The organism is Nocardia sp. CY41 (assembly GCF_009829325.1).
Taxonomy (GTDB): domain Bacteria; phylum Actinomycetota; class Actinomycetes; order Mycobacteriales; family Mycobacteriaceae; genus Nocardia.
Genome location: NZ_VUOS01000010.1, coordinates 44,648 through 68,426 on the forward strand (window position 1 = coordinate 44,648; position 23,779 = coordinate 68,426).

At 66.8% G+C, this 23,779-nt stretch carries 2 protein-coding genes (1 of these 2 only partly in view); both read left to right on the top strand.

The genetic code is table 11. The features are described from left to right. Positions 1 to 1,713 (top strand): WXG100 family type VII secretion target, encoded by a 1,713-nt coding sequence (locus tag GVY64_RS12705; RefSeq protein WP_159840909.1) that lies wholly within the window; start codon positions 1 to 3, stop codon positions 1,711 to 1,713. Continuing rightward, positions 1,713 to 23,779, top strand: the 5' portion of a protein-coding gene (locus GVY64_RS12710; protein WP_159840911.1) for an alpha/beta fold hydrolase. It continues 3,382 nt past the right edge of the window; 22,067 of the gene's 25,449 nt are visible here — the first part of the coding sequence; it begins with the start codon at positions 1,713 to 1,715; its stop codon lies beyond the right edge, outside the window. Before GVY64_RS12705 ends, GVY64_RS12710 begins: the two co-directional genes overlap by 1 nt.

Consider the following 23,779-nt stretch of genomic DNA (forward strand, 5'->3'; position numbering starts at 1 on the left):
ATGGGTCGAGCGTTGCGGGTGGATACCGACCTGCTGCGGGCCCTCACCCCGGAACTCGCCGCCATCGCCGACACGGCGCATGAGGAACTCACGCGCCTGAAGCAAAGGCTCGCCGCGGAGGGCGAGTGCTGGGGTGACGACGAACCGGGCCGCGTCTTCGGCGACAGCTACGAGCCCGCGGCCGAGAAGGGAGTCACCGGGTTCGAGAACCTGGTCCACAATCTGCGCGGAATGAGCAGCAGCGTCGCGGACAGTGGCGAAGTCCTGCAGGAGCAAGACCAGAACATCGGCTCCCAACTGCGTAACCAGGACCCGTTCCGCTCCGATCCGGTCGGCAGCGGTCCGTTCGACCACCCGCGATGGCAGAGCCCGGCACCGTATCGACCCGTCTCCACACCGAATGCCGCCGATTCCGATCCCGCGCGGAACACAGCTTCGCCCACCTCGGCGCACGACCCGACCGCTGCGGCGAACAATCCCACCGCTGCGGCGGATGACCCGACGGCCGCGCAGCCGAACGAGCAGCCCGGCTACCGACCCGCGTCCAACCCGGCCGCGCCTGGTCGACCGAATCCTGGCGACTACAGGCCGACCGACGATCCAGGGGCCACCGGGCACCCGAACTCCAACCCGACGCCATCGGTTCCGGACCGAGCGACGCCGATCGCGCGGGGTTCCGCGCCCGCCGCGCGAACCCCGGCGGCTCCCGCTCCTGCCACCCCTTCGACCGCCGAGTCACCCTCTTCGGCGGCACCCAAATCCGGCGCGGCCCAGCCCTCGGCAGGCCACCGCACACCGGAAACCCGGTGGACGAGACCACCTACCGATTCACCCTGGATGCGAAACGCTCCCGGCACGCCGTGGTCGCGCGGTGCCGGTGGTCCGTCCCAGGGCCAAGCCTTTCCGCCGCGGCGCAAAGGTCCCCAGCCCGTCGGGGCGACATCGGGGAAACCGGGCAAGGACGCGAAACCGCGCAAGAAGTCGGTGCCGACGGAGGCGAAGCGCTCCCGGGTACGCACCGACCCCAGCGCGGTGGCCGCCGCACGGGAACTCGCCCTCCGCCACGGTCTCCGGATCACGGGATTCGACACCTCCGGCGTGCGGCGGCCGACCGTCGACCAGATCGCGGCGGCCATCGACGGCATCCTCGGCAAATATCCCTTCATCGAGCTGGCCGGGATCGAGATCACCGATCTGCGCGACGGCGCGGTGTCTCGCGTGGAGTTGGATCGCGCGGGCGACGAGGGAAACGAGCAGATCACCGGCGGATGGATCCTGCTCGACCGGGTGACGCTGGCGAATCCGGCGCTGCTGGCCGAAAAGGTCGAGACCGCGGTTCGAGCGGGGGAGCGGGTAGCCGGATCGGCGGAGCGGCCGATGTATTCGACGATCGTGCGCGACCTCGGCCGGATACTCGAAGCGGGATCCGCTCCTCGTGTCCGGCGGTCGGCGCACCGATCGCTGCTGATGGAGTACCAGCGCGTCAGCGGGCCGTGGGACCGCGGGGACACGCTGGCCGCGATCGTCCGCGGCTTCCGGAAGTGGCGCGCCCAGCTGATCCGCGCCTGCTTCCGAGGCGACCGTTTCGACCCTCGAGCGGCAATCGCAGAAGCCTTCACCGAAGTCGAATTGCGCGGTGAAGGAGCCTGCGGGCCCGCGAAAGTGCTGCACCGCCTGGTCGTCGAGCATGCGCGCGGGCGGTCGAGCGCCTGATGGTGGCCATTCCGGACTATTTCCCCGACTGGCTGACCACCCTGGTGCTGGGGCACTTTCCGGAGGGAGATCCGGAGGCGATGCGGCGCACCGCCGACGCGTGGTCGGACGCCGCGAACGCGCTCCTGCCGGTACTGCATCGGCTCGAAGCGGCGTTGGAGCAGTTGGGCAAGGCGGTCGAGGGCGAGACCGGTACGGCGATGCGGGAGCAGTACCGCAAGATCATCGACCAGATCCAGGCGCAGATCGATTTCAACAACGCCGTGGCCCGGCAGTTGTACGACAACGCGACGGCCATCGAGTACCAGCAGTACGTCATCATCGGCATCGCGGGAGCGCTGCTGGCCCAGGTGATCATCGACATGGCGATGCCACCGCCCGGCAGCATCGTGAAGGCCGTCGCCGACCGGGCCGAGGCCAGGGCGGGGATGGAACTGGCCAAGCGCGACTTGGTGCTGTCCATGCTGGCCAAGGCGGCGCGGTTCGTCGCGGAGCACCCCCGGCTGATGCTGGCCACGAAGGGCGTGTTCTTCGGGACCGCGATCGGCGGCGGTGTCCCGTATGTCGCGCAGCGTGTGCAGATCGCCCAAGGCCACCGGGAGAAGGTGGATTGGCAGCAGGTCCGGATCGGAGCGGCCGCCGGTGCCGTCGGTGGTCTCGTCGGTGTCGAGGTCGGGCGGCGCGTCGCACCCGTGGCGATCCGGGCGGGTGGGCGGGTGCTCGGCACCGTGGCCGCCGGCGGCGTGGGCGGTATGGCCGGCGGCCTGGCGGGCGGGCTGACCGCGTGGGGTCTGACAGGCGGCCAAATGCGGGGCAAAGACCTGGCCACCATGGTGTGGACCGGGTTCGGCTCCGGACTGGTCGGGTCGGTCGGGGCTTCGGTGCGGGCCGCGCGCGCCGGGGCATATTCCGGTGTACCCGAACCGATGGCGTCCGCGGATTCGGGTCCACCGCCCGACGCCGCGCCACCGGCCAGGATTTCCGCTCCCGGGGACGGTCAGCCGCCCCGGACTCAGACGGCGACTCCGGAACCCATATCCACCACCAGTGAGGTGGACGCGCCGCAAGCGAGGCGGCCCGGGCCCGAGTCGGGCGATGGTTCCACGGACCGGCCGGACGACCTGACCCCGGAGATGATGGCGGAGGGCGATCAGATCCTCCGCGATATGGTCGACGACGCCCTCGCCCGAATTCTGGGAGGCGATGGCCCTGGTCAGCTGTCGGACGGCAGCGGTGGAACGACACCCGGGATCGGCCCAGACCATCCCTCAGGGGGGTCAGCGCCCTCCTCGTCACGAGGTGGTGGCACCGGATGGTCCGGGTGGCAGATGACCGAGCCCACAAGGGGCGGGGTCGCCGTGACCACACATCCCGAAGGCGGTTCGGCCACGCCGATGCCGACCCGCCAATTCCGGATCAGCGATCCTCAGGTGCGTCCGGACCAGCAGGGAATCAATGTGATCACCGAGGGGACGGTTACCCATCCGGACAGCCCCGCGATGGGCACCGAGGTCCTTTTCGACGACGGCAGCAGTTCATACTCCCCCGTCGTGATCGAGCACGGACCTGCTGGGGAGATGTACTTGCTCGCGCCGGAACAGCCTGCATCCCAGGACACGACGACGGGACCTCCACCGGCCGGTGAAACGCTCGACCAAGGGGCCACCACCCAACAGGGACAACCTCTTCACAAAGTCGATTTCGACGCGGAAATCGCTCAGCTGGAAGCCGAACTGGCGCAGACCTCCCCATTGGCGACCGCGGATCCGACGGCGCTATCGGTGACAGCACCGGACGCCACACCGACGCCCGCTGCCCATATCGGAACGGACAACGTCGTCGCGGGGCACGCGCAGTCGGCTCCGGATGCCCCGCCCGCAGTGTCCGCCGGGACCGATACGCCCGATCCCGGCGCACAGGCCAGTGCGGCGATACCGCAGACCGGCGCCGCACCCGCGGGACACGCCTCCGCCGCGCCCGACTCGCGAAACCCCGTCATCCCACCGACCGCCGCGACCCCGGCAGCGGCCGCACCGGCAGCGACAAGCGGCACTTCGCACACCGGCGGCCCGAAACCGCCCCTGGGCCCCCCACCGCCCACGGGCTCACAAAGCACCGGGCCACTGGCGGGTCGGACACCTGATGCCCACGGCCATGCCGCCTACCCGAATGGGCCGACGACATCGGCTTCGGCCAGCCCCCATGCCGCCCCGGCACCAGCGGCTCCAATCGACGCAACCGGCCGACCCGGCACAGACGACGAACCCGACGCCGATCCGGAAGAGTTCCCAACCCCACCGGGAACCGTCGTGGACGACCCTCGGGAGCACAACGTCCAGAAAGACCCCCGGGAACACAGCGTCCAGCAAGACCCCCGGGAACACAGCGTCCAGAAAAAGCCGTCCGGAGATTACGTCGTCATCCCCGGCGTCTCCTACCCGCTGGAGGACGAACCACCTGCCGACGCCATCCCGGTTATTCCGCGGACCCCCGCTCTGACTCCCCTGCCCAACGATTCCGTAAGCCTGGGCCGCGCCTTCGAGAATCCGGACAACCCCGAGAACACCCCGGGTCCCACCTCGCCGCGCGCTCCAGACATAGCCAACCCTCTGTCGGATCGCCATTCGGCCGCACCGGAAACCAATCTGGATGCCGGGCTCGGCAAACCGCCCGATTCACTGGCGATGCCGTCCAGGTACGCGACCGAACCGAACCCCGAAACCCCTGGTGCTCCCCAGGAACCCGGGGCCCCGCAACTCAACCCGCACTCCCTCGAGTACAACGAGGACCCCAGCCGCCTTCCCGCTATCGGTGGAGTGCCACACCTCTCACCCGCCCCACAACCGAAGAAGAGGGAAGGAAAGCGCCTGGTCGCCCGAATGGGTGCCGAGCCGGAGGACAAACCCAAACGCCGCAAGAAACAGCCGCCGCCCCCACCTCCGCCACCGCCGCAAGACGTGGCCGAGACGCCGATCTCGGTGCCGACGCCGGGCGTGCGGTCCGACGCGAAGAATTCGGGCAACCGCTCCAGCCTGCTACGCGACCCGAACCAGCCGGGGCAGGACACTTCCCACAAAACCGCCGGCACTCCTCGCGACTTCACTCGAATAAGGGATGGGATCACCGCCGCCTACCGGCAAACCGAGGGTGCGGGCGAGCTTCACCCGGTGAGCCAGGCGCTGGGCCGGATGGAGCCACTCGATCTGATCATTCTCAACGAGTTGAGCCCGCTGGTGCGCAGGCGCGTCCTCGACGTCGTAACCGCGGTCGAGAAGGGCCAGGAACTCTCACCCTTGCAGGGCGACGCGATCAAGGCATTCGTCCGTTTGCTGCCGATGGAGCCGCTCGACAGCACCGGCACGCTGACCGACCTCGAGTTCACCGAACTCCGGCTGGTCGCGGAGGACAAATCGCTCCGGGAAATCGGCGTGTTGATCGGGTTGAAGGAAACCACGGTCCGGGCTCACCTCGTCCGCATCGAACGCAAACTCAGCGCAGAAGACCGAGTAACGGCGGTAGTGGCGGCGATACGCAAAGGCATTCTGCCGCTAACGCTCGACGAGCGCGCGGATCGAGCCCGCTCCCCCATGCTGACCCCGCGCGAGACCGAGGCCCTCGCTCTGGTCGCGGAGGGCAAATCCAGCCCGGAGATCGCCACGCAGCTGGGCGTCTCCGTGGCCGCGGTGGATTCTCTGGTGGAACGCGCCGGTGAGAAGCTCGGCTCACCCACCAGGGCGGGGATGGTCGCCGTGGCCGTCAGCACGGACGTCCTCCCTCGTACCACACCGGGAGGCGATTCCGGCCACGCGCCTCCTGAGCTCACTCCACGCGAGATCGAGGTGCTCACCCTCATCGCGAAAGGCAAAACCAGCGCCGGGATAGCCGACGACCTCGGACTGACCCCGCAGACTGTGGAGTCCTATGCGTCGAGGATCAACCGAAAGCTAGGAGTAGGCACCCGAGCCGGGTCGGTGGCGATCGTCATCCGCACCGGCATCATTCCCCCGATCGCAGCGAATGCGTCAGATGGCGCCGCCACGCCCGAGCTGACGCCTCGGGAACGAGAAGTGCTCGGCCTGGTCGCGAAAGGCGCGAATGACAACGAGATAGCCGCTGCGCTGGGCCTGACCCGACAGAGCGCAAAAACGTACGTCTCCAATATCAACGACAAGTTCGGCACTCATCACCGCGCCGGGATGGCCGCTTTCGCACTACGCACAGGCAACCTTCCGCTGATGGATGCTCCCCCGGTCGCCGATGCCGAGAAGACAGGAAGCGGCGGCGGTTCCCCGATCGGACGCAGGCCCCGGGTCGGGACTGACGATGGGAAGAGCCACCTCGAGCGACCGAAGCGGTCCGGTGGCGGCGGGCCGCCATCGGGCCCAGTGGTGTCCTTCCGGCCCAGTGATCCGTTCGCGACCGAACACCCTCGTAAGCCGCATCGCCGCCTCAGCAGAGGGATGGTCGACGACGGGCTGGACCCCGGTGTATTCAACTACCGCAACCCGGTGACCGGCCAGTTCTCCGGCGTGGACGAACCGCCCGACGGACAGACCGGCAAGCAGAGCCCTGCATCACCGCCGGCGGTCACCGATGCGGAATCGGCGCCGCTGGAGTATCGCGGTACTCCGGACGATGCTCTGGACACTCCACCCGGGCGCGCGGCCCGCAGCGACGGCGCCCCGGTACCGGCGACGCCATTCACCAAAGGTGCGCCGATAGAGGGGCAGCTGACCTTCCACACGCCACCCGGTGACGTACCAGGCGTTGGTCGAGGCACGTCGGAGGGCGGCCTCGATGCCATCGCCCGACTGCGCGCCGCCGTCGATACCGGCCAACTGGGGTTGGTGATCGAGGGGGTCCAGGCGGAACGCGAAGCCGCGGCGGTGGGCGTGCCCACGGAGGTGGAACCGGTCGAGCGGATCGACCAGATGCTTGCCGGGCTCTACGAGCTGCGCGCCGCGATGAGTCAACCGAACGTGCAGGTCCCGCCGACGCGGTTCCAGACACTGGTACAGCTCTACCACGCGGTGATGGAGCGGCTGGCGGCATTGACGGACGCGGACAATCTCACCACCGCGAACCGCCCTCCCACAGGCGGAGTTCAACAGGTTTTCGACCTTCGCGACCGCAACCAGCGGGTCGCCGAAGCCAGGCAGCGGTTCGCCGAAGCCGACAGCCGGGTCGATCAGCTCGCGGCGAAGTTGGACGCGGCCCCGACCAGCGCACCGGCGAGCGCCGGAGACCGGGGTCTGCTGGAGACTGTCGATATCGGTCTGCTGCGGACGTTGCATGCTCACCTCCAGGCGGCAAGCGATGCCGCGAGGGTGGATCCGCGTATGGCGACACCGGCGCAGATAGCGAGATATCAGAAACTCCGCGGCATGTTCCACCGGGTCGATGAACTGCTGAGGACAGCGGACGACCCGGAGGCGGAGATCGCCGATGACCGCGTGCGGAACCTGGTCTTCCACTTCCACGCCGCGACGGAGTGGGTGGCTTTCGAGAACGCGAACGACGCCGACGCGACGAACGTCAGGAACGTCTACGTGCGGGGCCGAGAGGACCTGGTCAGGGCAGCGGTCGACCGCTTCCGCAATGCCGACGAGCGTGTTCGCTCGCTGACGCATGCCCTGTACCCGAGCACGCCTGACGGTGCGCCCGCCGGGCCGGCTACCGCACAGCCGGGGAGGTCATCCGAACTACCGGCACCAGGACCCGTCGTGGCGCCGCAGGCAGGAAGCGAAGCAGCTCTCGACACACCGCAGCTACTCGATGCACTCCGGCAGATGTTTCCGAACGCCTCGTTCGACGACATCGTGGCGTTGCGCGAACTCTCCTTCCAGCGAAATGGGACGAGCGCACCCGACCGTTCCCGCGAGAGTTTGGAAATCCTGCTGCGCAAAGCTTGGGAGAGGCGAGCGGAGATCGGTACGCCGTTCCAGATCTACTCCATACAGATCGGCTACGGGGAAGGTGTTTCCACCTTTGATCCCGTCTCCTATCTCCGCGAGCTGGTGGAAATCCTCGAACATCGCTCTCCGGAGAACAGGGTCGCCTACTCGCAAACTTCTGCCGGCGAGCTCGAGGTGCGCCTCGGCGACCTGGCTGCCGTGACCGGGGATCCTGCCGCACTTCCCTTTCTGAGATTCTCCCGCCCCAGCGAACCGCGGATGCGCGGCTTCCGCGTCTATATTCATCCGGCTCCGGACACCGCGCCCGGTCTGATGCGCGACTTCGTGCGGGAGGTCATCGACCAACCGGATCGGTTCCCCGGTGTCCGCAGCGCGAAGATCGCCGGACCGGTTGTACCCAGGAATGACGGCATCGTCACCAACGTGAACACCCTGGCGGACGCCGTCCGGGTCCTCAACTGGCTGCGTGATTATCAGCAAGCCCATCCTGACTCGTTCCTGTGGTCCGTACCGGCGATGACTTTTCAGGTGCTGCCCGGCGTGAGCCTCGGTGCGGAACCGGTTTATCCGCTGAGCTTCGGCGAGGTGCGCTCGCAAGCCATCTTCGTCGCGCTTCGATCTACTCGGGAAGCCGACGGAGATTTCGCCGCATTCCGGCAGCAGGCACTCACCACACTGGCCGCGGCCGACGTGGATCCCGATCATCCCTGGCTGCCTGCGGGCTCGCCCGCGTGGCGCGACCATCACGAGGTCGATCTGATCTCGGCAGCCGGTGTGACCGACCGGGGCGGCCAGGTCGGTGAGCGGCACGACGGGAACGAGGATTCCTTCGGGCTCACGACAGCCCGAGTCGGCGACGAGCAGTGGACCGCGGCGGCGGTTGCCGACGGTGTGTCCGCTCAAGGACACAGCGAAGAGGCCTCGGAGGCGGCCACCCAAGCTGCCACGGCAGTGCTGCATACGGAGGCAGCCCGGGTCACACGCGGTGAAAGGCCGGATCCCGAGGCAACCGCGAAGAGAGCGTTCGAGGCTGCCGAGCGTGCCGTTCACGAGCTGATATCGACGAAATACGCTGATTCCGAACTACCGCCGGCCACCACGCTGATGCTCACCATCGCCACTCCCGCAAAGCTCATCACACTGTCCCGCGGTGATTCACCCGCGTTCTGGATTCCTCGCGACGGCGGCCCCGCGATCCCGTTGACCGAGGTCGACCCGGCCATGATCGAATTGGCCGAGAGTCTCGGTATGAGTGTCGACGAGCTCAGACACTCCTGGCTGGCGTCGAGCGTGCGGGGCTACCTCGGTAAGGACAGCGAATCGGGCGAGCTGAATCCCCTCGTCCATGACGTCACCGAGCACGGATTCGTAGCACTGTTCTCGGACGGCGCCGTGAACATCTACTACGAAAACGAGTCGAGCGCGGACACTCCCGAGCAGAGGATCGCCGACACGCTCCGCCAGAAGCTGGCGGAATCGTCGGGCAACCTGCTCGGTGCGGCGAGAGCGTTCGTGCAGCACGCCATCGATGCGCAGGAGCACGACAACGTCACAGCCGTGCTGATCGACAGTCCTTTCCAGAACTCCGGTACCGCGAATTCCCCACCCACCGCGACCGAAAGTGGCGAGCCACTCGCCGCACATGTTTCTGGAACGTCCGATGCCCTGCAGCGCATGGCGAAAGGGGGAAGGGATGTCGGCGAGCGTTACGAGATCGCGGATCGTCCCGCGAGCGCGGCTGCTCAGGACAGCGAATTGTCAGCCGACCTCGCTGCTCAGGAAGGCCCACCACAAACCGACGTACCGCGCGAACGTCTGGCCGCGTATATCCAGCTAGGGGAACTCCAGCCCGGGACACCCGAGCATGAGCGCTTGGCCGCCGATATAGCTCGACGCGACGCACTGGCCCACCGTTGGCTCACGCTGGCACTGGGCATGTTCGCCTTGGAACACCAGTTGGCCGCACCGGATCTCTCGCCGGCCACCGCGACCGAGCTGGCTCGCCGACGCGACGAGCTGCGTACCGAAGTCGAACGCGCCGGCCGGGCGCTGGCCCCCGGACACACCGATCCGGCCGCGCTGCTGGGGACGCCGCCTGACGCGCGTCTCCAGTCGATCATGCAGCCGGAGGAAGCACGACTGGCGTTTCAGGTGGTCAACGACCGGTACGGACGCCAGGTGGTCCCCATCCCCACCGGTGTGCGAACGGCCCTCATCTATTCCCGGGGAGATCTCACGCGGGCTGTGGGTGACGACAACCTGCATGAGTTCACCTCTTTGACCGGAGCTTTCGACCTCATCGACCAGATGCCCGCCGAAGCGACAGCGATCGTGCGAACGCTGTCCAACTTCAATACCGACAACGTGGCGGTGTACACCAAGGACAGCGGCGGCCCGGTCATCGAAATCAGCCCCCCGATAGCCCGCATGAAGCCGATCGACCGCTCCACGGGTGCTGCGAAATACGATTCGGTCGTCCGCAAAGTCTGGGTCGCGCTCTACGACGAGAACGGCGTGCTGATTCCCCCTCCGGCGCCGCACACCGACGCCCCCTCGAGCAATCCCGCGCAACAAAAGCGCCCTGGAGGCGGCAGTCCGTCCCCCGGCCCGGTGGTGTCCTTCCAAGCCGTCGATCCGTTCGCCCCCGAGCGTCCCGCCCGCAAGCGTCATCGCACGTTGACCGGCATCCTCGGACCCGACGGACTCGAGTGGGGCGTAGTCAACTACAAGAATCCCGTAACCGGCCAGCTCTCGGGTATGGGCGAACCCGAGGAACCCGCCGACAACTCGAACTCGGAAAGCGCCGCGACCACACCACCTCCCGACACACACGACAAGCCGGTCGAACCCTCACACCGTTCGGACGATCAGCCGATAACCGACAGCCGCATACCGGCACAACCGGGTCGGGGCGCAGACAACACGGCACGAACCTCGAGCGCGCCGTGGAGCGGTCATCCCGACGCGGCGACTACCGAGGCTTCGCGAACCACACCGTGGAATCCTGCTGCGGAGAGCAAGCCGGCAGCGGATCCGGCACTCGCAGGCGGCGAAGCATCCCGGACCTCCACCGACACGAATCCGATCGAGGTATCGGGATCCATCGTCGTCCGGATGCTGGGCGAGGGAACAACAACAGCCGAGTTTTCGAAACGGTCCACGATCAGCGGCCTCGTTACGGCGGTCGGGCCGGGAACCGATTCCACCCCGACAACGGCGATCGATGAAACCGGAGCGCGCCGGACGACCGCGACGCTGGTATTGCACGCGGTCGAAGCGCCGGAGATGAGCCATCCGACGCTCGCCGCCGAAGTCGGCGGCTTCGTTCCCATCTCCATCACAAGCGGTGATCTCACCGCGCAGGTCATGATCATCTATCGGGTTTTCCAATCGAGGCGACCTGTCGAAGCGATGGTCATCTACGTTTCTCCGGTACAGGACAATGTCAACTTCGGCACCGTACGTGGGCTCATCGATGCCGCTTTGATGGATCGCTTTCCAGCCACCACAATCGCGATCAAAGAGCTCCATCAGGACGGCACAGGCGAAGCTGTCGAGCGCGAATTGCTTCCGCATGCGGAGCGGGTCGTTCCACCCACGACGCTCGGAATGACGCAGACCGACTCCCAAAGCGTCGCCGAATCCCTGCGCACCTCGAGCGCCGCACCGGAGCCCCCCGATCTCCACAACGCCGACTATGCCGATCTTCATGCCTGGGCCGCGGCGCTTTCCGCCGACGATGTGCGCACGCTGCTCACCCGCATGCACGCCGAAACCATCGGGCATCTGGAGGCAGCCGATCGTGGCGCACCACCGCCTGCGCCCGAAGTCGTGGCGACCGCACGAGCGCTCAATGTCCTGGTGTGGGAGCAAGCCCACCGGCTCCAGGCAGACACGCACTCCGGTCCGATCGACGACTACGCGACGCTGTTCGCCGTCAGCCGCCGGCTTGCGGCCCAGCTGCCTGCTGTCCGAGAACTGGCCGCGGCGGCCGACACCACCTTCACGGTGGCCGGAACATTGGCTCTTCACCGCCCCGGCACGGCTGCGGCGCACCTCTCGCCGGCGGACCCGAGCTTCAATTTCATGCACCGATTTCCCGAGCATCTCGGCCGGTCGATCGCCAAGATCGAGCGGTCTTTCGATTCGGTGCCTTGGTCCGAGGAGTCGTCGCTCACGCCGCGAACTGTGTCGGAGTACGAACATGTCGGACTCACGAATGCGGCGGTTCAGCAGATAGTCGAACTCCGCCGGCATTTCGATGAAGTCCTCGATTCGCAGGGCAGAGACTGGTCCGCGATCATCGACAGCCACTTGATGTCGGTCACCGGACTCGGATTCGATCCCGGGCTGACCCGCGCCGTTGCGTCACTCTCGACGGAAGCGGCGGCTTTCGGTCGCGCGCGAACCGGACCGGAGCAGGATTTCGCCCGCGCCGCGGCATCCTATCTGCCTGTCCTGACCACGGCGCTCACGCATTATCTGACGTGGACGCGCGATGCCGCTCTCGCGCTCGACTTGCTCGAACAGGCCGACCGAGCCTTCGCCGAGACCGCCCGCCGCCTGCACCACTGGCAACCCGCGCAGGACGCCGCGCGACGAATCGCGGTGCTGCGCAAGTCCGTCGACGGTTGGCGACAGAACCTGCCCGATTACGAACTGCCGAGGAAGATGCGGGAAAATGCGCTGATCATCTTCGCCGAGCAGACGGCCTTCTTCCCGGCACTCGAGCAGACGCTGCAGGAGCTGCGCCGCATAGGTAGTTCGAGCACCGACGCGAGCCAGCCGTTGCCTCCGGCCGACTACAACCTGCCGCGTCGTCCGCGCGCCGACTGGTTCCGGCTGACCGAGGAACGCCGCACCCACATTCTGGACGGCGACGCGACCGGCGGCGGCCACCGGTACGGCACCGGCAAGGCGGGCAAGACCGAGTTTCCGGAGAGCTGGGGCGATGAGAAGATCATCGAAGTCACCTTCACCGTCGCCCGAAATTGGGCGAACCCGGTGCTGCGCGAGTCCGTGGACGGGAGAACCGGTGATACGCACTTCTGGCAGCTCGAGGAAGTCGTCGACGAGGTGCGAGTCGTCGTCCGGGTGGGCATGGACGGACGCATCCTCACGGCGTGGCCGGCGAGTGGAGTCGGAGTCGTCCGCAATCCTGCGGTACCGCAGCCGGCCGCTCAGCCGCCGGCGAAAATCCGGGTGAGCGGCCGCACCATTCGCAAAGTGCTGACCAGCCGGGGCCCGGATAGTAGAGCGCCCGGTATGGCCAAGTTCCCGGCCGACTGGGCCGAGAATGTGGACACGTTCCTGGCCATCATCACCGACGCGGGCGGGCGAGCCCTCCAGGACAACGCGATCACCGTTCACCCGGATCGGCCGAATCGTCAGTGGTTGGTGCGGTGCGAGTACGACGGTGTCGCCTTCACCCTCGACGTCGACGCCGAGGGGCGAGTGCGATACATGTGGCCGGACAGCGGCCCGGGGGTCACCTACAACGCACCGCACCCATTCGCCTCGACCGGTGAGTCCGCCCCGCGGGCACAACAGCGAAGCGATGCCGAGACGTCCACTGGGCAGCAGGCCCCGGCGGCTGAAAGTAATGCGCCATCCACCAATCCGGCTCGGCAGTCCAGCATGCGCGCCGGGCATCCGGGAGCAATGGCGGACCATCCCACTCGGTTCGGACCGGAAACTCCCGGGGACGTAGGGGCGGTGCCGCCGCCACGCGGACAGAGATTCGACCCGGGCTCGGTCCATGCGATCGGCCCGAACCCGGAAGGATGGGCGGTCGGTGGACGCGGTCGCCAGCCCGAACCCTCATCCACGGGCGCCCGCGAGTCGAATGCCACCGGCGAGACCACTACCGACGGGACCGCGTCGGTCTCCCAGCACCACGCCGACGATCCGCTGGGCCGCCCCTACGATCCGGGCGTACCGCATCGAGACAATGGCGAATTCGCGCACGACAGGACCACCCCGGGTGCGCCGGACAGTGCTGACCCACCGGCCGGGCGGCAAGTCGGGGGCGGTGCGACGCCATCTCCACGCGAGCAACCGCATTTCTACGACGACGTCGACCCGCACGCGGTACTCGATACCCCCGCCCGAAACCGGCGCATAGGACGCCGAGCCGGACCCGACCCCCGCGTCTTCCATCACGACGAGAACGATCAGCTGGGCCGCCCCTATGGGCACGCCGTACCACCTACCCCGCCCGATGCGGGCGAACCGTCACCCACCGCCCCGGCCCACGGAACCGAAGGCTCCGCACACCCGGGAAGCGACGATCCGCCGATACCACGACCGTTGGAGCCGGACCACGCCGGCGAAAAGGCTGCGCATCAACGGCACACGCCCGACCGAGCAGTCACACCTGCAACACAGGGCCGGACATCGAGCAAGGCGCCTGCCGCTGCCGGCCAGGCTCCGGATTTCCGCAGGCCGAGCGATGAGGCGGTGGAACTGTTCCATCGGATACTCGACGCGGAGCAGGCCGATGACCCGCGTGCACCCGAACTCCGGGCAGAGGCCGAACGGCGCATCCCGGATGACGGGGAGCGTGCCTACGTCGAGCGTTACGTCGGCAATGAACGCAGGGCCGCGGCGTTGGCGGCGGAGCTGGGAATTACGCCGGAGCAGCTGCGTGTGTCGATGACCGAGGAGCTGACGCAGGCATTCAGCGGGGAAATCGTTATTCGCACCAGGGCCGTCACTCTGGGGCGCATTCTCGAGAGCGGTAGATTCAAAACCATTTTCGAGACTGCGGCTAAAAGCCTCTTGGGGCGAGCGCAGTTGGCACGTAGAGCGGAGATCGAACAGGAGCTGTTCGGATACGCACGCGATCTGGCGGCGATACTACGGCCGGTATATGCCCGCGTTCGTACGACCCAGGGCTCGTGGGATCACGAAGGCGATATCGCCAAAGACCACGGCGACGTGGACGTCATACTCGAATCGACTGTGGTACACCGGACAACAGCGAGCGTCGGTGACCCATGGGGCGTGAAGGCGATCCCGAGCAGCATCACCGACCCGCAGCCCGAGTCTTTCGCGGCCACCCCGAGCAACCATCGCGAACTCTCCTACTTCGGGCTCGAAGGCATCGGCCGCGATTATGGCGGGGAGAGGTTTCTCCGCAACAGCTATATCGAGGCCCAAATTCACGGTGGTGTCTCGGTCGCCGATATCGCCCACGTCGTCTTCCATCGAGAGCCTCCGGACAGGGCATTACAGGCAGCGCTTGCTGACAACGGCATCCCATGGTCGATGGCCTCCGATTACTCGAGCAACCCGCGACAGCCGTCCGACGGTCGACCGCCGGACAGCCCGGATCGCCATCCGGGTGCCGCCGAAGCTGGCTCAGCTACTACATCGCCGCCCGTCCACGGGGCCGTACCGGCTTACGGTTCGACGGACGGCAACGCCGCCACACCGGAACCGACATCCCTCTCGAGCACCCCATGGGGCAGTCATCCCACCGCGGCGACTACGCGCGGCTCGGACGAGGTACAGACGGAGCAGGCGAGCACCGACGACGGCGGCTCAGCGACCACCGCACTCGATTCCAGCGCTCAGGCCGCTGCAGCTCCCGCAACGCACCCTTGGAATCGAGCCGGGCAAGCGAACACCGCAGACAGGGCGCCGAATCCGCGAGACCGCGAACCAGAACCTGCACGCGACGCATCGGGGACCGCCGGCACTTCCAATCGACAGGACACTGGCACTCGGTCGCAGAGCACCGGCGCCACGCACACACCGACTTCCACCACGACCCCGTGGGCTGTCGGTACCGCTGCTGGAAGCGATCACCGACCTGCACCTAGCGACTCGCCCGACGCCAGTGCGGTGTCGGAGATCGCGCAAACCCAGCCCGCCGAGCCGACGCCGCAGCACCGCACGACCGCGCGCACCACCCCATGGAACCGTCGCGCACGCACGGCGCGCGAGACAGATGCGATCTCGGCGCAGACATCGAGCGGCACGCGCACAGGCGAAGTCGAGTCCGAAGACCAAGGCGCCGTTGTCGATCCGGACGGCACACAGGACAGCAGCGGAGCGCGTGGTTCCGAGAGCGGCGACAGGGCCGAGGGCGACGGTCGAGCCCAAGCGCCCCGGGATCTGAGCGCGCTATCCGACACCGGCGCGGCCGACGCCGACTCGTCGCCGCAGGCTCCTCTTTACGGTTGGGATGATAATGGTGGCTACATCGAATTCGAGCTCGATGACATCTGGATCATCCCGGTGTCTTCGTCCGACGGGAAGATCTCTGGCGCGGGATTCCCAGGGGACGAGCAAACTGCCGATGATATACGAGCGTGGGGCCTGACGGACAACAGACCGGGAAACCGAGAATTCATACCCGTATGGCCGGTGTCGGATGTGGCAACAAGAATGCCGGATATAGCTCCGACATCGCAGTGGGCTGATGACCCGCAGCCCGAGACAGCGCCGTACTTCGATTCGGAAACAAATTCCGAGCCCATCGTCGTGTTCGCGCACGCGGAAGAAGACGCCTATCTGATCAAGATCGAAGATCGGCAGACCGGGCAGCATCGAGGAGTTCTTGTCGACGGGATCGTGTTCGGCCGGATTGTTTGGTCCAGTGATTACTTCCGAACCGCTTCTGCCCAACACCCGGGAAGTCAGTTGCTGCTGGTCGGATGCAGTGCGGCGGCCGGAGACGCACACCGGTTGCTGTCTAACTATTTGCACGAACAAGGTTTCACAGGGGATGTCTGGAGCGGTCGAGACATCATGCTCACCAGCGATGAGGGGCATGTTTGTATTCGCATCGAAGTGGCCCCGGACGGCACCATGGTTCCGCCATTCGACGTTATCCGTGCTCCCGGATCTCCTCGGGAGGAAGCTCCGGCAGAGTTGCCGCCTCGGCAGGCGGCACAGCCGGAGGTGCGTCCGCCCAGCCAGGGGGCTGAATCGTCAACCACCCCGGGCGGACTCCCACCTAATCCGCTACCCCCGGGGATAGAACTCTTCCACCATGTCGACCCCAACCCTATCGACGCCCACTTCCCACACCGCCCACACGGGATCGGAGTTAACAAGCAACGAAACCTCAACCAACACCTTCTCGAATTCCACCACCATGGCAACGGCGATGACCGATTCTGGGATCAACCACATCCGGAGAACGCCATGCGTCGTGCGCTCGAGGCCGCCGAGAATGGGGATGAAACGGTGGCGGCCGGAACCCGGCCTACGCTCGACAAGAGCGCTCTGCCCAAGGTGAAGGCGGCCTTCGAAGCCGCGCTCGTCGCGGCGGACGAGGGTGACGACACGAAACTCGAACAGTTGCGGGCTGCCCTCGGCCGGGTCCGCAACGAAGACCAACGGATGGTTCTCGGGCTCAGGTACCTCCAGCATCTGACCTTCGCTCAGATCGGCGACGAAACCGGCGGATTCCGTAGCGAGAACGCGATCAAACACTTGCACCATCGGGGTGTGCAAGCGCTGGCCAAGATCCTCGACGAAGAGGCTGATCCGGAAAGCAAGCGGCTGACTCCCGCCGAAATGGTCGAGGTCTTCTCGGTGACTTGGACCGATGAGCGATCGGCGCCGAGCGGCGTCCGCGGGTCGCGGAACACAGTGGTCGCCAAGTTACGTCAAGCGATCCTTTCGGGGAGGTTGGCCGAAGGACGGACGCTGCCGCCTGCGAGCGATCTCGCGGCAGAACTGGGCGCGTCGTCGCCATCTGCCGTGGCGGCCGCGTACCAGCAGTTGGCCGCGGAAGGGTATCTGGTAAGCCGCCGGAAGGCAGGCACCCGGATCACCAGTCGAGATAAGTGGCCCGTCCATACCGCCGCCGTGCCTGATGCCGATTCCATCGAGCCGGGCGTTACGGACACGGGTTCGCTCCGCTACGTAGTGCCTGACGACGTGGTCACGGCCGAAGTCGCCGGGAGCGAGCATAGTTCCGCACTGAATCTCCGGCTCTGCATGGACCGTGCGTTGGAGGCACTGGGCCGTATCGGAGTGGCGATTCCGCCCGGACCCGACGGCGAACCACGGCTACCCGGCGACTTGGTCGTGGCCACCGTGCAGACAGGACACTTCACCGGCGTCGCCCTCGGCGAGGCACGAACAATTCGGGCCATCGGTCTGGACGCGAAGCGGCATGTCGCTCTCCGGAGCGACCTGCTGCTCAGGATGACACAGCGGGAAGAACGCTCTCGCATGCGCGAGCTGATGCTCACGCTGCCCGCCGTGCACTGGGATCAGATGCACATCTCCGCCAAGGAAAACGTCCTCGGCATGCACGCGAAGCTGACCGGACACCAGTTGCGGCACAACCAGGTGGAAGTCACGTTCCACCCCGATGCCGGTGACGAAACGACCGGGACGTTCGAGGCCGCGGCGGCAGTCGGCACGGGGTATCAGGGCCGCTTCCACATACAGGACGGAACGATTGTCACCGCAATCACGCTGCGAAACGGCGGCGATGCATCCGATCAGGCACACGGTCCGGACGATTCCGGTCAACCGGCGTCACCGGACGTGACCGTCCAACCGCGAGAAGCCGATCCTCATGCGGGCGGCGGCGGTCCTGCCCGTGGCAACCAATCCGGTCCGGCAACGACGGAACCGATGGCATCGGACAGCGAACAGGTGACCAGCATCGGCGATCGCGATGCCGTCTCAGGCATGGCGACAACGCTGGATCTCGTTTCATCGACGAGCCCGCAGCTGATCGAACTGCTCGATAGTGGCCGGATCACCAGCGTGCAATTGACCCAGTTGTGTCTGCACCGGATCGAAGCGCTCTCGGCGTTGAACGCTGTGATCGGCATCAACCCGCGGGCGCTCGAGGAGGCCGCCCGCGCCGACGAACTGCGGCGTACCGGCGCCGCGCACGGCCCGCTGCTGGGGATGCCGGTCCTGATCAAAGGCAACATCGACATCGCGGGCATGCCGACCACCGCGGGTTCGGTGGCGCTGGCGGACTCGTACCCTGCCGCGGATGCCACGCTGGTGGCGCAATTGCGTGCGGCGGGCGCGGTGATCCTCGGCCACAGTAATCTCACCGAGTTCGCGTTCTATCTGAGCAGCACGTTGCCTCGCGGATACAGCTCCTACGGCGGCCAGACCATCAATCCATTCGACGCCGCTCTCGTGCCGGGCGGCTCCAGCTCAGGATCCGCCGTCGGTGTCGCAGCCGGGTTTGTGCCATTCGCCATCGGCACCCAAACAACCGGGTCGATTCTGGAACCGTGTAACTACAACTCGATAGTCGGACTGAAGCCCACTGTCGGTGCTGTTTCTCGCGCGGGCGTCGTGCCCATCGCAACCACCCGTGACACCGCAGGAGTGATGACCCCGGACGTCAGCGGCGCCGCGATGTTGTTTACAGCGGTCGTCGGCGTCGATCCGCAAGACCCTGCGACCGCGCACAATCCCTTGGCGGGCCATGATTTCACAGCGGACTTGAACCCGGAAGCTCTTCGCGGGGCCCGGATCGGCGTTATGACGACGGGAATCCCGTCGGAGGATGCCGCACAGCGACCCTTGTGGGATGCGGCGCTGAATACGCTGTCAGCTCAGGGCGCCACCCTGATCACCGTCGACCTGGACAGCTCGCACAGCTTCCAAGACGCCGACCCCGACTGGTCGAGTGTGTTCTCCTACGAATTCAAGCGCGACCTGAACGCATACCTTTCGCGGCTGCCGGCCGACGCCCCCATGAAGACACTGGCCGACATCATCGCCTACAACAGCGCCCACCCCGAAACCGCCTTGAAGTACGGCCAAGATCGTGCCCTTTCCGCAGAGGCGATGGACCTCGACCCGGACAGCCCCGACACGGCGAAATACCTCGCAGACCTTCAATTGGACATCGCCGAAAGCAAGACACGGATCGACGCGGTGATGGCCGAGCACAACCTCACCGCATTGGTCTCCGTCTACAACTACGGAACAATAATGGGCGATAAGGCCGGATATCCGTGCATCATCGTGCCGGCGGGCCGCACTCCGCCTGACTCCGAGCATCCAGCCGGAGAGCATGTCAATGTGACCTTCCGGGCCGGGGCATGGAGCGAACCCCTGCTGATCGGCTACGCCTACGCATTCGAACAAGCCCTCGCGGTGCCCCGGTCGCGGCCCCAGTTCGCGGATCAGCTGTACCGCCAGGCGACAGCCGAAAACGTGGAAACGGCGGTGGCCACCGAAGGCGTCACCGATTCCGACATCCAGCGACGATCTCCCACGAAGGACGGTGAAGCGGACGCGGGGCGGGGACCCGCATCGGCCCACGGAACCGCCGCCGCGATCCGCAATCCTGCCGCTACGCGGCGCGTCGGCCTGATCGGCGGAGTTCCTGACCTCGTCGACCCCTTCGACGATCGCGGCGCTCCGTGGGACCGTGGCGGCCCGGTGCCCCGGCACCAACGACTCAGCAGGATGGTCGAACCCCACGGGGACGGCGGTGGATTCGCCCGCGGTAAGGAGCGAGACGAGCCGGTGGGGACGGAGCCCGTGGCTCCGCCCGAAACCGCGGAACGTCCCGGATGGCGACCACGGCGGATGGGGGTCGAGGTCGAACTGGGCAACACCGCGCAGGGCGATGGACCCGCGAGTTACCGCCCCGGCGGCATTCGCATGGTTCCCGCCGGCTTGATAGTGCCCGCCGACCCGACCAACAGCCTGATCGTTCCTGCAGCGCATGTGGTCCCCGCAGATCCATCGCTCGAAGAACTCATGGAACGGTTGCGCCCGTGGAAGGAGATCTTCTGGTACTTCTGGCAATTCCCGATGCCGCGGGAGGGTGAGTTATCCGGCCGGGAGTGGATCGAAAGCAGTGAGCGAAAAGCTTGGATGAGGAGGCGGGCAATCCTACGGACCCCGCTCTATGCCGGGGTCGACGCGGCCGTACGGCTGACACTCGGAGCCGAAAGGCGCCTGGGGGCGCCCCATGCGACTCCTGGACCCGCGACGCTCCGGCAACGACGGGTCATCCCGGGCCGTGGGGAAACCGAGGCCGAGAAGAAACGGACACTGCGGGCCGACGCGCCGGTTCGCGAGTCGAATCGTGCCGATCTGGTCGAGATGACGGCGTTCGAGAGGTTCTGGCGGGGCGTGTCGGGGGATGAGATCCCCCAGACCAAGCAGATTCGCCAGGGAGAAATGGCCTACGTCGGGGGACGCCTGCTACGCGCCGAGGGTCACAATCTCATGGTGGCGGGGCGCTATTCCGAAGACTACGAGCTGATGGTCGCGGGACGCGACCCCGTTCTCACTCCGGAAGAGTACGCACTGTGGCTGATGTTCAGTCACGACGCGCTGTGGACCGTGCACTATCCCGGCTGCCGAGAACTGGAACCGCAGTCCCCCGAGTTCCTGCTCACGCGCTACCTGACGGTCGCCATATTCGACAAGATCGCCTCCAAGCCGCTCGAGGTGCAGTATTTGAATGATGTCGTCCGTCCGTATCTGCGCCGTCAGGGTGCGGCAGCCGGCCGGGTATTGCTCCACGAACTTTCCCATCACCTGCTGGATTCATCCCGATCGACCCTCGAGCAACTCGGCATGCGGGCACGAAGGAGACTCGGCCGAAAGGGAGGAGCCGACGTCGAAGAGGTTCCGGACAACTGTGCGGCCTGCCGTGACTCCGCTGCCACACTCCCGGGAGCAAGCAGCCTGGGTGGCCGCGAACTGGACGACCCAGACGAACCGAGTCCGACCATCGCGCCGGGAGACGATGCCTCCGCCGCGTATGACGAGCGGGCGCCGCACGATGTTTCGGAGCCGCAGCAGTCACCATCGGCCGCGGCCGAACAGCCACATACGGAAACACTCGAACCGAATCCGGAGGTAGCCCAGCGGATCAGCAGCCTCACGACGCGACTTACGGAATTGAACCTGATGACCGTGCGACGCTTTCGCGAAGGCAAACCGGTCAGCGCGGACAGGGTGAATCGGGCCCACGACCAGATCGCGGCTGAACTGGTGCGTCTGAGAAGTTCCGGAACGCTGATCGCCGACGTGCCGGTGGTCGCCGACTCGGATCACCAGCTGGCGCTGGACTCGGTGTTCGAGCCGGAACGCGCATACCAGCAGACCTTCCGTTACGCCATGAGCATACTGCTCGGCTATCCCTTCGCCCGGGCGAACCTGGCGCCGGACGAAGCGCGCGATCAGCTGGCCCATATACGACGGGCGATCGACCGCGTGGCAGAACTCGCCGCTGCTACCGGCGGCAATGCGGAATCCGATGAAATCGAGGTTCTCGTCACCGCTTTCGAATGGACCGAGCAAGCTGCCGCAGGCGGGCGACCCATTCCCCTCGATGAGGAACCGGCCGGTCCGCGGGATCGCGCTTTTCCCTCGATGACCGCGCCCAGACAACCACTCGAACCGGCCGACAACGCGGGCGCGGCTCCGGTAAACGCCTCCCGGCAGTCGGATCGGCAGGATGATTCGATCGAGATGCGCCGCGACCGAGGCAGTCGGTTCGGCCACCAGGCGGCACTGCCGGACGGCGCCGTCCACGCGGTCCCCGAGCCCGAGGAAACCGCCGACCTGGGCCTCGTTTCGAAACTCTATGCCGCACGCATGCCGGACGGCAGAACCGTACACTTCCGCCTGCTGGGCAACCCTTACGGCTACCCGGTCCTGCTTTCGCCCGGCACACCGGTCGGAGTCGACGGCCCGCTGCCGGATCACTGGGCGCTCTACAACCGTGGATTCGCGGTCGTTGTTGTGGAAAGACCCGGTTATGGCGACTCGGATCCGCTGCCGGGACGCACCGTAGCCGATTGTGCCCGCGACATCATTCACATCGCGACCGAGCTCTTCGCATTCGACCACTACTCCGTACTCGGGCGATCCGGCGGTGGATCGGTGGCGATCGCGGTCGGCGCGCTGGACCCCGACCATGTCGACCGGGTCGTCTCCCTCGTGGGTACCGCCCCGCGACTCGACGATATGGGTGAGTGGATGGCAGGCATGGCCGAGGCGAACCAGCGGATCTACGCCAGGCCCGACGTCGAAGCCATGGCCGCGACGCTCACCGAAATGGCGGAGCACATCGCTCAGGATGGGGAATGGTTGCTCCGCTACAACCAGGATGCCTTCACCGTGGTCGACCACATGTGGGTGGGCACACACCGCAAACAGCTGTCCCGGGGGTATCAGCGCGCTCTGCGCAACTATCCGCGAGCATGGGCCGACGACGCCATCCAGCTGACCGGGAACTGGGGAATCCGGTTCGACAACTACCGCGTCCCGGTCGACCTCGTGCACGGCGCCGCCGACCAATTCTCGCCTGTCGACCACAGCCGCGACAACGCCAGACTCATCCCGACATCGAAGCTGTATCTCTTCCGCGGCGTCTCCCACATGATGGGCATGGACGCGCTGCCCGTCATCGCGAGCCACTTCCGCGCCGAGCGGGATGCGTTCTACAGCGCCCGGCGCGACGACCGGCACCTCCGGGAGATTCAGCGCGCCGAATCCGACCCGCTGCCATTCCCGCGGTGGATGCACTGGACACGCGGCCGATGGGACTCGGTACCGGACTACGTGGACGACAGCCCGGCGCTGGACCTTCCACCGCAGCGCGCCCGCGGTCTGGATGGGCTGGGCTTGGGTCCGCCGGCCACAGTCGCGGATCCCTTCCGGGGGGTGCCGCGCGGCGCGCCGCCCGGTGCGGTGGCGCATGCCGCCGACCCGAACCGCCGAGGCGACGGAGCCTTCGCGGCCACCGCTTATACCCCAGCGCCCCCGGTCGACGAGGGTGACGACAGTCGCGGCGATGTTGCCGCACAACGTCCGCAGGGCCTGAGTGATAGCACTGCTGCGTCCGGTAGCCTTCCCGCGCGCCCGCTCGATTTGCGAGAGGTGTACGCCCCGCCGGCTGCCCGGCGGGCGCAAGCGATTCGTACCGGCACCGATTCGCTCTCCGATCCGGCTCTGGTGCTTGATCTTCCGCCCCATCGCGTCCGTGGCCTCGATGGCATCGGCTTCGATCCGCCGCAGGCAGTGGCGCATCACCTCGGCGGCGTGCCGCGGGGTTTGCCCGACGGCGTGGTGGCCCATGCCGCGAATGCGGAGGACCCGCATGGCGGCGCGTTCGGCGGTGGGCGAAGCGAAGCCGAGCGCATCGCCAACGCTGCGCTGTCGACCTTTCGGGTCGA

Bases quoted from the DNA above. Each gene is read 5' to 3' on its own strand.
- GVY64_RS12705 (WP_159840909.1), top strand. From the start codon at position 1: ATGGGTCGAGCGTTGCGGGTGGATACCGACCTGCTGCGGGCCCTCACC.